Genomic DNA, 11,583 nt, shown 5'->3' on the forward strand with positions numbered 1-11,583 from the left:
TCAATTTTCATTGTTTAGTATGTCTTTGTATTCTTGCGCCAAAGTTACCATAAAAAACGAGGTTCTTTCTTCATTTTCGGATTCTAAAACTTTCAAAAAATTTTCATTTTCCACTATGAAATATTTAAACCCATTTACGTAATCATTTGCAATTCCAAGTTGAACCGTAAAAAATTCTTGACTGTACAATTCAGAAATCAATTTAATAAAGTTTTCTTTTTTCTCCAAAATAACTAATTTCTTAAGCCGTTTCGTTCTTCCATTGATCTTGTGTATTAAAGGATCCAGTGGCATCGAACCACCCAGAAGCTGCAATAATTCTATCGGTTTGAAATCTCCAGCGGTTCTTAACCTTCGTTCTGCAGGACTATATTTCACCGCATCTCTAGTTACAACACCCAATGAAAGCGCGTTAATTTCATTTTTATTTACAATTACCTCCTTCAATTCTGTAATTTTGGGCTCCAGAATAATTGAAAGCTTCCCAAGTTCAAAATCACTAAAGCTGATTGTTTCCCTATACTTTTTAAGATTTACAGCAGTGAAGACCAATATGTCATTGGCTTTCGCCAAAATAAAAAACTCACCAGAACTATTTGTTTGCGTTGTTTTTCCGTTTGTTAAATTTAAGATATTTATTCCATTTGCGCCAACAGAATCTACGCTGATTTTTCCTTGCAGCAGCTTTTCATCGAGAATTTGTCCAAAAGAAATCTGGCACAGTACTAACAACATTCCCGTTAAAATGCTAATTATTTTCAAGGACTATTATTTCGTTATAATTTTCTGCAAGTTTGACAATTAAATACATAACCAGTGTCTTGTTTTTATCTCGTAGTGCGTTTGCAAAAGCAGCATCATCCACACAATAATACTGGAACCCTTTGATATAATCCTCCGGTATTCTTAATGTTTCCGTATAATATTTATCTTCAAAAAGTACATCAATTCTCGCCAATAACTGTTCTTTCTTCTCAATTATAATTTCTTTTTTCAGCATGGCTTTTCGTCCTGAAATAGTGTTCAGCAATCCATCGATTCCTCCACCGGAAGTTGCCGTGTATAATTTTCTTTCAGCAGCGCTGTATTTTTTTTGACCATAGGGAATAATGCCTAAACTCTCGGCCGAAATAGCAGATTCATTGACCACAACCTCTTTCAAAACAATGCTTTTAGGAATCATCAAAACCGAAATAACTTCCTGCAGCATATCCTGTTTGTTAATTTTCCTGCGAAGACCTTCTAAATTAACGGCTGTGAAAACCAGAACATCGCCTTCTTTTACGGGAATTGTAAAAAAGCCATTAACATCTGAAACCGTTGCTTTTTCTGTTGACACATTTACAATAGTAATGCGATCCACTGCAACAGAATCTGCGGTGATTTTTCCCCGAATTTCCTTTATGATATTGGTCTGCCCAAAAGTAACTTGAACCAATAAAAGGATTATAAACTGTAGCGTATATTTAATTTTCACTGGCAATTATTTCTTTATACTTTGTTGCTAATTCTCCTATCAAAAAAGTAGTCATTGTAACGTTTTTAGATTTTAAAACAGTGACAAAGCGTTCATTTTCGATGCTATAGTATTGAAATCCTTTGACATACTCCGCCGGTATTTTTAATGTACTCACAAAATAATCCGTGGCAAACAGATTCTCTAATTGTCTCAAATAGGATTCTTTCTTCTCGACTTCAAGTTCTTTTTTCAACATTTTCGTTCTTCCCGAAAACCAATTCAATAATGGATCTGCGGAAATAGATCCTCCCATCATGCTTCCCATATTAGCACTCGCATTGAGATGAGTGGCAGTATACAACTTTCGTTCTGCTGGAGTATATATTTTTTGTCCTTTGGGAACAATTCCTAATGAAACAGCGTTAATCCCATTTCGGACAATCACCTCACGCAATTGATTCATCAAAGGCGTCACTTTCACATTAAGAATTCCTTTAGCAAAATGGTCGTGGGTCAAAAGTAACTTAGTTTCCTTGAATTGCGATGCCGAAAACAGTAACGTATCACCCACCGCTGCCTGAATGGAGAAATTACCTTCTTGATTTGTAACAGAAGCCTTCTGTGTTTTTTTATTTATGACATAAATACCTTCCAAAACCGAAACTTCAGCAGTCACTTTTCCGTATAATTGCGTTCGGGGCGCCTCTTGCGACAGAACGTTCGTAGCAGCAAAAGCCAAAAATAAATACACAATTCTAATCATCAAGCAAACAGTCATTATTGACACCTCGTAAAAGTATCTTAATGCATTCCAAATTAATTATTAATGGGTTGGTAAAAAAATGTTAATTAAAAATTTGAAATAAAAAAGACCGATTTAATACCTTTGCACAAATTATCCACCAAAAATGAAAAATATACTAATCGCAAGTACCTCTACGCTTGCAAACGAGAATTATCTGGAGTATTTATTACCGGAATTGCAATTGCATTTTCAAAACTGCAATACGATTCTTTTTATTCCTTACGCTAGACCTGGCGGTATTTCGCATGAGGAATATACCACAATGGTAAGCTTAGCTTTCGCCAAAATAAATAAAAAAGTAATCGGAATTCATGAATTTGAGGATGCCGTACAAGTAATAAAAAATGCAGAAGGAATTTTCACGGGCGGCGGAAACACATTTGTACTCGTATCTCAATTACATAAGAACAATGTTATGGAAATCCTTTCGGAAGTTGTGAAAAACGGCACTCCTTATTTAGGAACAAGCGCAGGAAGCAATATTTGTGGACTTACAATGCAAACTACTAACGACATGCCCATTGTTTATCCGCCAAGTTTTAAAACTCTGGGATTAATTCCTTTTAATTTAAATCCTCATTATTTAGACCCCGACACCAGTTTCAAACACATGGGCGAAACCAGAGAAACCCGAATTATGGAATACCATGCTTTTAATACTGTTCCGGTTTTAGGTTTGAGAGAAGGCAGTTGGCTTGACGTAAAAGGAGATAAAATCATTTTGAAAGGCAATCTTACTGCCAGACTCTTTAGACAAAATCAAGAAATTGAAGAATTAGAAACGGGAACTGATTTGAACTTTATAAAGTAATGTTGAAAAATTAAATAAAAAAAGCCGAAACAATAAAGTTTCGGCTATGAAGAGTTAAAGCCGAGACTTCCCATATCAATCTCTTAAGCGGATATTTCAAATCTTCGGGACTCGCACAACCTTAAAATAAAAAACCTCAAACAAAAGTTTGAGGTTTCTGGAGCGAAAGACGAGGCTCGAACTCGCGACAACCAGCTTGGAAGGCTGGAGCTCTACCAACTGAGCTACTTTCGCATTATAACAATAAAATAAAATTTCAAAATAAAACTTGAAACTTAGAGCGAAAGACGAGGCTCGAACTCGCGACAACCAGCTTGGAAGGCTGGAGCTCTACCAACTGAGCTACTTTCGCATTAACAACGGTGCAAATATAATTAATAAGTTTGCTTCAATGCAAGTTTTTTTCTTAAAAAGTCGCAAACACACTCCCAGAGTTTCTTTTATTTAAGGAGATACAAATCATAAAGAATTTAATATGAAAATATTATACCTTTATAATACCCAAAAAATATTTTTACAAAACAGTGAAAAACATCGAACAAATAATTGCTTTGAAGACATCTGCGGTACGACATGCTGTCCTTCGGGCTGAAAAACCCATAGAAAGTTGTCATTTTGATAGCGATACTTTAGAAATTACTGTTCATTCTGGACTGTATGACTCCGACAATCTCTTGGAAGTGATTTCCTTATTTGAAGCAAAAAATGATTAGTTTACATTCAAAAAACAATTGCAAATTCATGGAATATCCGTTTTGAAACAGCATTAAAAAAAAGGTTTGGGCGAAAAACTGATTATTCATGCTGAAAAATAATACAGTAAACAAAAACCAGATTTAATCTGGCTCAATATCACAAAGGAATCCATTTATTTTCATACAAAAATGGAATACCAAACAAAAGGACTGCCTTTTGAAATACAAGGAGTCGAGAAACATATTGTCACGTTTAAAGCTATAAATGATGAATAATTTATTTCTGATTGTGTTACTGTGTACCTTTATTAGCTGCAAGAAAGAAGCACTAAAAAGTGAGCTAATCTTGGAAAAAGAGACTGTAAAACCTCGTGTGCAACCGGAAGGAAAACCAACTAACATTGATTCTGCTGTTGTAATTTCGTCGCACAACAAAGTGCTAAAGGATTTTTATAGCTCCACAAATTACAGAACGGTTTGGCAATCAGAAAAAAAGAGGAAAATAGTTTTAGCCGAGCTTCTCAAATCAAGTGAAGAGGGACTCAATCCGGAGGATTACAACTTAAAAACATTATATAATTTTGAAAAAAGAGCAACAACTTTAGACTCTTTAGACATTGTAAAATATGACATTTTATTGACCTCCTGTTTGCAAAAATACATCTCACATCTTACTAATGGAAGACTAAATCCCCGAAAATTATACAAAAACTGGGATTTGAAAGAAAACTATATTGACTTAAACGCAACTGTTGCCCTATTACTTCAAACCGATTCTTTGGCTTATAAAATACAACAACTGAAACCCAGTCATATTGTTTACAAAAGATTAAAAAAAGCACTTCGACAAATTAATACTTTTCCAAAAGATGATTTCAAGCCGATAAAATTTACAAAAATAATAACGCCTAATGACACCAATCCTTCCCTAATTGCCATCAAAAAGAGATTAATTTATTGGAAAGAATTGCAACCTAAAGACAGCCTTTCCCCGATTTACGATGAAGAAACGGTGAATGCCTTAAAAAAATTTCAAAGTCGGCACGGTTTAGCCGCAGATGCAAAAATTGGAGCAGGAACAATTGCATCTCTCAATTTTTCTAAAAACCAACGAATACAACAAATTCTCGTAAATCTTGAACGCTGGAAATGGTATCCAAAACAAATGGGAAAGGAATACTTAATCATTAATATTCCTGATTACAAGTTGACACTGGTTAACAACAACGATACGTTGAGAACGCACAGAGTCATCGTGGGAAGAGCAAAAAGAAAAACACCGATATTGAGTTCTAAATTGACACAAGTCGTTTTTAACCCAACTTGGACGGTTCCGCCAACCATCCTGAGAGAAGATGTAATTCCTGCTATTCTAAAAAGCCGAAGCTACTTGACTCAATCAAATATTAAAGTTTACGATAGTAATGGAAGAATTGTAAGTCCTTATGAATGGCAACTGTCTCAGGCTAAAACGTATCGCTACGTGCAAAGCCCGGGTACTTTCAATTCGTTGGGCATGGTAAAAATTATTTTTCCAAATCGTTTTTCGGTTTATTTGCACGATACGAATCACAGGGATTATTTTGACAAAATAGACCGTTCATTAAGTTCTGGCTGCGTTAGAGTAGACAATCCATTAGAATTAACAGAATATATATTAGATGACGAAGTCAATTGGAATTTGGCAAAAATTACAGAGACGTTACAAAACGAGAGAACAAAATTTGTTAACATCAAAAAAGAAATCGCATTTCACTTGTTGTATTGGACAGCTTGGAGCGAAAACAATAAATTAATTTTTAGAGATGACATTTACAATCTTGATGGTGCTTTGTACGATAAATTACGAAATTGATTTTGCTCCAAAATTAGAAACTCTTGATGGATGATAAATAAAGAAACATGATTTGTCTTTTATAACGCTGATAATCTCTTTGGATAATTCAGTAGGAACAGCAGGACAGCCTTGGCTTCTTCCTAATCTGTGGTTATTTTTGATAAACGAATTAGAAACATAATCAGCCGCGTGCATTACTACACCTCTTGCTCTTGCATTGTCATTTACTCCTTTTTCTAAACCGTCTAAACGAAGTGATGTGCCGTGTTTGCCATTGTAAATTTCACCTGTAGCATAAAATCCTAAACTGCTTTTAAAAGATTCAGCTGCATTTGAAAAATTATTAGCGAATTCTTCGCCTGTATTTCTTCCATGAGCAACAAGAGAATGAAACAATACATTTCCGGTAGTTAAATCAATTACCCAAAGTCTTTTGGTATTGGATGATAAACTAAAATCGACCAAAGTTAAAATGTCTTTCTTAATCAATCCTTTTTCTTTCAAAGAATAATATCCTTTCAAGGCAACAGCAAAACTTTCTAGTTTTGGTAACGCAAATTTGTCGGAATGTAAGCTGCTGTAAACCATTTCAACCTTCGTGTCTATACTTGAGGCCATTAATTTTCCAGAAGTAATTACTTCTGCGTGTGTTGCAGATTTACTGTTTTTTGGTTCAGAAGAATTTGGTTTGCTAGTAGAAAATGAAAACAGCAAAAACAAAACAGCAGGAAATATTTTATATATCATTGATTCTTTTTAAGTTAAACTTTATTTCTCGGTGGCAAACCTACACATAATAGCACCGTAAAAACAAAAATTATAAAAACTTTAATCTTAATATAACAAAATATAGTGAAAAAAATTGTTTAAACGCAAGAAAATAAAAATACATTATCTACTATTTTTGTTATTTTTGCCCACATACAACAATAATTCATGGCAAAACGTATTTATTTATCATTACTTTTTTTAATTATTTGCAGTATTAACACCTTTGGTCAAAAAAAGACACTTCAAGCAAAATCCATCACAGAAAACATTACAATCGACGGAAAGATCAATGAGCAAATCTGGGAATCGGCTTCAATAGCCTCCGATTTTATTATGTTTGAACCTGATAATGGAAAACCCATAAACAATGATAAAAAAACAGAAGTAAAAGTGCTCTATGACAACGATGCTATTTACATATCGGCAATACTGTATGATAACGAACCCGGCAAAATTCAGAAAGAAATAACCAACAGAGATGTTTTTGGGGTTTCGGATCATTTCTCCGTTTACATCAATGGTTTTAATGATGGCCAACAGGATTTTAGATTTTTCGTGAGTGCTGCAGGTGTACAAATGGATTGTTTAGCGACCGAGGATTATGAAGATTTTGCTTGGGATGCCATTTGGGATAGTGAAGTTGCGATCACCGAATTGGGTTGGGTTGTGGAAATGAAAATTCCTTACGCTGCTTTACGTTTTTCAAAAGCTGACAAACAAAATTGGGGATTAAACTTTATGCGCGAAATTAAGCGGGATGTGCAAAAATATACGTGGAACAGGATTGACACTAAAATTGGGGCCGTAATTCCACAAGCAGGAATTCTTCAAGGAATTAAAAATATACAAACTCCCACTCGACTTTTCTTGATTCCGTATTCCTCTGCTTATTACCAACAAAGTGATATTGGTTCAGGTATTACTTTAAAAGCTGGGTTGGACATAAAATACGGCATCAACGATTCCTTTACATTAGATGCAATTTTGGTTCCTGATTTTGGACAGACAAAATTTGATAATGCAATATTATATTTAGAACCTTTCGAGCAACAATTAGAAGAAAACAGACCTTTTTTTACTGAAGGAACTGATTTATTTAGCAAAGGAGGATTGTTTTATTCTCGAAGAATTGGTGGCGGTTCCACTACTGAATTACTCCTTGCCAATGAAGAAGAAACCATTAATTATCCAAGTACCGTAGATTTACTGAATGCCATAAAAATATCAGGTCGTACTGAGAAAGGATTAGGAATTGGATTCCTGAATGCCGTTACTGAAAAAACAAAGGCTACTATAAAAAATAATGACACAGGAGAAATTAGAAAAGAAGTAATTGAACCATTGACTAATTATAATATGTTTGTTTTGGATCAGCGTTTCAACCAAAACTCATCTGTTTCTTTTGTAAATGCAAATACCACCCGAAATGGCGATTTCAGAGATGCAAATTCCTCTGCTTTGTTATTTGATTTAAACACAAAACAAAATACCTATAATTTGTATGGAGATTTCAAATACAGCGTTATCAACGCAATTGAAGATTACGATGGTTTTAAAACCGAAATAGGTTTTGCAAAAACGAGTGGGAAATATCGTTATGGGTTTTCCGGAAAATATGTTTCAGAAAATTATGATATTAATGATTTGGGAATCAATTTTTATTCCAATTATCATAATGCTTACGCCAATGGAAGCTACAGAATTGTAAATCCAACGAAACTTTTTAATACTTTCAGGATCAATCAATATATTAATTTTGAAATGGACAACACCTCTGGAAAATTACAAACCGGAGCTTTTGGGACAGAAATTAAAGCAAGAACATTAAGTAACGACGCTTTAGAGTTTGTTGTTGAATTTTCACCATTCAAAACATATGATTTTTACGAACCCCGTGAATATGGTAAATATGTGTTTTTGCCACAAAAAGTTTTTGCAGTTGTAAATTTCACTTCCAATGACAATAATCCGTTCACCATCGTTCTGCAACCGTCAGTAACAATATCTAATGAGAAAGACAGAAACGTTTATGGGTTGTACATAAGTCCAAAATACAGATTTAATGATAGATTTTCTCTTACTTATGTATTGGAATATTTTAACAAAACTAACGATCGTGGCTGGGTTGATACTGACAAAAATGGAATCTTTTTTGCCGAACGTACCAGAGAAACTGCTCAGCATGATTTTACTGGAAAATATGCTCTAAACAACAAAATGACCATCAATCTAACCGCACGGTATTATTGGTCATATTCTAAAAACCATGAGTTTTTCACTTTACAAGACAGCGGTTATCTGACCCCAAACAGCACTTACGCACAAAATAAAGATAGGAATTTTAATTCCTGGAACTTCGATTTATCGTATTCATGGTGGTTTGCTCCCGGAAGCGAAATATCTATTTTGTACCGTAATTATGGTTTAGAAAGAGCCAGCGTAGTAGAAAAAGATTTGTCCAAAAATCTTAAAAACATCTTCAATAGTGACCTTACTAACGTGCTTTCTGTAAGCATTCGCTATTTTATTGATTACAATTCAGTAAAAAATAAATTTTAATTTTTTTAAATCAAACTGTAACATATCATTGAAAATGGAGTCTATTCATTCAAACTATTCAGTGGATTGGTGATTGCTGCCTGTGAAACTATTTTGGTTTTTATAATTTAGCATCAATCACCAATCAATCAATCAATCGTTTCATGAAAAATCACTTCCTCTTTTGTTGTTTATTACTATCTTTTATTGGTTACAGCCAAAAAAAAACATTACAAACCAAATTCATTTCAGAAAAAATTGAAGTTGATGGAAACTTAGATGAAACGATTTGGCAATCTGCGGCAGTAGCTTCAGATTTCATTATGTTTGAACCTGATAACGGCAAAACAATTCCTGAAAATAAGAAAACTGAAATTAGGGTATTATACGATAATGACGCGATCTACATCGGAGCGCTGATGCTCGATGACAATCCTAAAAAAATCTTAAGAGAAATTACGCAACGGGATAATTTTGGTACTTCAGACGTTTTTGGTGTTTTTATTAATGGGTTCAATGACGGACAGCAAGATTTTCAGTTTTTTGTAAATGCTGCTGACGGTCAAGCCGATTGTATCACTACTGATACTAATGGCGAGGATTATTCTTGGGACGCAGTTTGGAAAAGCAAAGCTGTTATTACGGATAAAGGTTGGGTGGTAGAAATGCGGATTCCGTATGCTGCACTGCGTTTCTCCGGAGAAAACAAACAAACTTGGGGACTTAATTTTTTCAGAGAAATAAGACGAGACCGTCACAAATACACTTGGAATTTCATTGATTCTAAACTAGGAACTTTCACCCAACAAACCGGAGTTTTGGAAGGAATTGAAAACATAAAACCACCTACCCGACTTTTTCTTTTACCATATTCTTCTTTTTATGTAAATGCTGACGCGAGACAAAAAACATACGGAACGCTTAAAGGCGGACTGGATTTAAAGTATGGAATAAATGACGCTTTTACTCTGGATATGATTTTAATTCCTGATTTTGGACAAACAAAATACGATGATCAAATCCTGAATTTAGGTCCATTTGAACAACAATTTAATGAAAACAGACCTTTTTTCACGGAAGGAACTGATTTGTTCAGTAAAGGGAATTTAGTTTATTCAAGACGAATTGGGGGCGTTCCAACATACAAGTTAAATGAAAATGAATCATTTACAGAGACGCCAAATGTTAGTCTTATCAATGCATTTAAAATTTCGGGCAGAACTAAAGATGGATTAGGAGTAGGGATTTTAAACGCTGTCACGAAAAAAACACCCACGTCTATATACAACGGTGAAAGCGGCGAAATCAGAAATGAAATAGAACCACTTGCTAATTACAATGTTTTGGTATTAGACCAGCGCTTTCGCAAAAATTCCTCCGTTGCATTTGTGAACACAAATGTTACCAGAAACGGGAGTTTTAGAGATGGAAATGTGACGGCATTAGTCTGGGATTTGAATACCAAGAAAAACACCTACAACCTTTCGGGTGATTTCAAATACAGTTACATCAATCGTGCAGAAGATAAAAAAGGAATTAATTCCCAATTGAATTTCTCCGAAACCAGTGGCAAATTCCGTTATGGCGTGGGAGCTGACATCACAACTAAAGAGTTTGACAACAATGATTTAGGAATCAACTTTGAGACTAACTATTACAGTCTATATGGTAACGGCAGTTATCGAATCCTTAATCCAACGAAGTATTTTAACTCCTTTAATGCCCGAATAAACACGTATTCGCAATTTCAAAAAGAAACCGGTAAGTTACAGTCCGGCAATATCAACTTCCAGATTAATTCGAATACTAAAAAAAATCATTATTTAGGAATAGGATTTGATGTTAACCCTATCGAAACTTATGATTATTATGAACCGAGAACCACTGACAGATACGTTATAAAACCTACAAAGATTGGCGGATTTATATACATTTCAACCAATTACAACAATAGTTTCGCTTTTGATTTTAATCCATCTTACGCTGTTTTTGATGAGGCTGGAAGAAATTCCTATGGTTTTTCTGTGGGTCCAAGATATCGTTTTAATGATAAATTATCATTGAACTATAACTTCAACTTTTTTAGACAAAACAATAATAAAGGCTACATTGACAGCATTAATGATGACCTCAATTCAGCTACGCCAAATACTATAATTTTTGCGAATAGAAATGTAATTACGTATTCCAATGCGCTTTCCGGGAAGTATTCACTGAACAGTCAAATGACATTTAATATTGCTTTACGTCAATACTGGTCGTATGCCGAAAATAAAAACGCTTTATCATTATTACAAAACGGAAGACTGGCTGATTTTGCGGGATACACAGACAACAAAAACTCGAGTTTTTATTCCTGGAATGCTGATTTGTCTTACTCTTGGTGGTTCGCGCCGGGAAGTCAAGTTTCAGTTTTATATCGAAATAATTCAGGCGGTTTTGACCGAAACATCAATAAAAAATTTACTGAAAATATCACCAATTTACTGAATAACGATGCCTTGAGTCATGTTTTCTCGATAAGTGTGCGATATTTTATAGACTACAATCAGGTTAAGAATAAATTCTAAATGCATTAACTATAAAAAAGATAACTTTCCGCAACAAAATAATCATTTTTTGTTGTGGATCACCTCTGAATGTATAATAGTGATTTCCATTCATTCG

The 11,583-nt window shown here is 34.3% G+C and carries 9 protein-coding genes and 2 tRNA genes; 5 read left to right on the plus strand and 6 right to left on the minus strand.

Annotated elements, in window-relative coordinates; translation table 11 throughout:
* Genes ACP7AQ_RS14450 through ACP7AQ_RS14460 form a run of 3 tightly spaced genes read right to left on the minus strand, consistent with a single transcriptional unit; the run spans position 1 to position 2,222 of the window.
* The gene (locus ACP7AQ_RS14450; RefSeq protein WP_426064204.1) at positions 1-762 is read right to left on the minus strand and encodes a hypothetical protein; all 762 of its coding nucleotides are present in this window, start codon (positions 760-762) and stop codon (positions 1-3) included.
* Entirely contained in the window at positions 749-1,477 is a 729-nt protein-coding gene (locus ACP7AQ_RS14455; RefSeq protein ID WP_426064205.1) for a hypothetical protein, read from the minus strand. The genes ACP7AQ_RS14450 and ACP7AQ_RS14455 overlap by 14 nt, the downstream gene beginning before the upstream one ends.
* Entirely contained in the window at positions 1,467-2,222 is a 756-nt protein-coding gene (locus ACP7AQ_RS14460; protein WP_426064206.1) for a hypothetical protein, read from the minus strand. Before ACP7AQ_RS14460 ends, ACP7AQ_RS14455 begins: the two co-directional genes overlap by 11 nt.
* 145 nt (positions 2,223-2,367) lie before the next feature.
* On the opposite strand from ACP7AQ_RS14460, the gene pepE reads away from it, so the two are divergent.
* Positions 2,368-3,075, plus strand: coding sequence for a dipeptidase PepE (pepE, locus tag ACP7AQ_RS14465; RefSeq protein WP_426095958.1), 708 nt, complete (start codon positions 2,368-2,370; stop codon positions 3,073-3,075).
* Positions 3,076-3,233: 158 nt separating this feature from the next.
* On the opposite strand, the gene ACP7AQ_RS14470 is transcribed toward pepE, so the two are convergent.
* Together ACP7AQ_RS14470 and ACP7AQ_RS14475 are read right to left on the minus strand one after the other, a co-directional pair.
* Positions 3,234-3,309 (minus strand) — tRNA-Gly (locus ACP7AQ_RS14470).
* A gap of 45 nt (positions 3,310-3,354) precedes the next feature.
* Positions 3,355-3,427: transfer RNA gene (locus tag ACP7AQ_RS14475), tRNA-Gly, on the minus strand.
* A gap of 172 nt (positions 3,428-3,599) precedes the next feature.
* Here ACP7AQ_RS14475 and ACP7AQ_RS14480 point away from each other — a divergent pair.
* Together ACP7AQ_RS14480 and ACP7AQ_RS14485 are read left to right on the plus strand one after the other, a co-directional pair.
* Positions 3,600-3,788 carry a hypothetical protein gene (locus ACP7AQ_RS14480; RefSeq protein ID WP_426095959.1) on the plus strand — a complete coding sequence of 63 codons (189 nt, stop codon included), beginning with the start codon at positions 3,600-3,602 and terminating at the stop codon, positions 3,786-3,788.
* A gap of 328 nt (positions 3,789-4,116) precedes the next feature.
* Positions 4,117-5,625: a L,D-transpeptidase family protein gene (locus tag ACP7AQ_RS14485; protein WP_426095960.1), complete on the plus strand. Its 1,509-nt coding sequence runs from the start codon at positions 4,117-4,119 to the stop codon at positions 5,623-5,625.
* Here the strand turns inward: ACP7AQ_RS14485 and ACP7AQ_RS14490 are convergent.
* The gene (locus ACP7AQ_RS14490; RefSeq protein ID WP_426095961.1) at positions 5,614-6,354 is read right to left on the minus strand and encodes a murein L,D-transpeptidase catalytic domain family protein; all 741 of its coding nucleotides are present in this window, start codon (positions 6,352-6,354) and stop codon (positions 5,614-5,616) included. The two genes, ACP7AQ_RS14485 and ACP7AQ_RS14490, sit on opposite strands and share 12 nt — an antisense overlap.
* Positions 6,355-6,543: 189 nt before the next feature.
* Between ACP7AQ_RS14490 and ACP7AQ_RS14495 the strand changes: the two genes are divergently transcribed.
* Both ACP7AQ_RS14495 and ACP7AQ_RS14500 read left to right on the plus strand, forming a co-directional pair.
* A complete protein-coding gene (locus ACP7AQ_RS14495; protein WP_426095962.1) occupies positions 6,544-8,937 on the plus strand; it encodes a DUF5916 domain-containing protein in 2,394 nt (797 codons plus the stop codon).
* 143 nt (positions 8,938-9,080) lie between these two features.
* Positions 9,081-11,486, plus strand: coding sequence for a DUF5916 domain-containing protein (locus ACP7AQ_RS14500; RefSeq protein WP_426095963.1), 2,406 nt, complete (start codon positions 9,081-9,083; stop codon positions 11,484-11,486).
* Positions 11,487-11,583 lie beyond the last annotated feature (97 nt).

It is taken from the genome of Flavobacterium sp. DSR2-3-3 (genome assembly GCF_049896585.1).
GTDB lineage: Bacteria > Bacteroidota > Bacteroidia > Flavobacteriales > Flavobacteriaceae > Flavobacterium.

Bases quoted from the DNA above. Each gene is read 5' to 3' on its own strand.
- ACP7AQ_RS14500 (WP_426095963.1), top strand. From the start codon at position 9,081: ATGAAAAATCACTTCCTCTTTTGTTGTTTATTACTATCTTTTATTGGT.
- ACP7AQ_RS14460 (WP_426064206.1), bottom strand. From the start codon at position 2,222: ATGATTAGAATTGTGTATTTATTTTTGGCTTTTGCTGCTACGAACGTT.
- ACP7AQ_RS14495 (WP_426095962.1), top strand. From the start codon at position 6,544: ATGGCAAAACGTATTTATTTATCATTACTTTTTTTAATTATTTGCAGT.
- pepE (WP_426095958.1), top strand. From the start codon at position 2,368: ATGAAAAATATACTAATCGCAAGTACCTCTACGCTTGCAAACGAGAAT.
- ACP7AQ_RS14490 (WP_426095961.1), bottom strand. From the start codon at position 6,354: ATGATATATAAAATATTTCCTGCTGTTTTGTTTTTGCTGTTTTCATTT.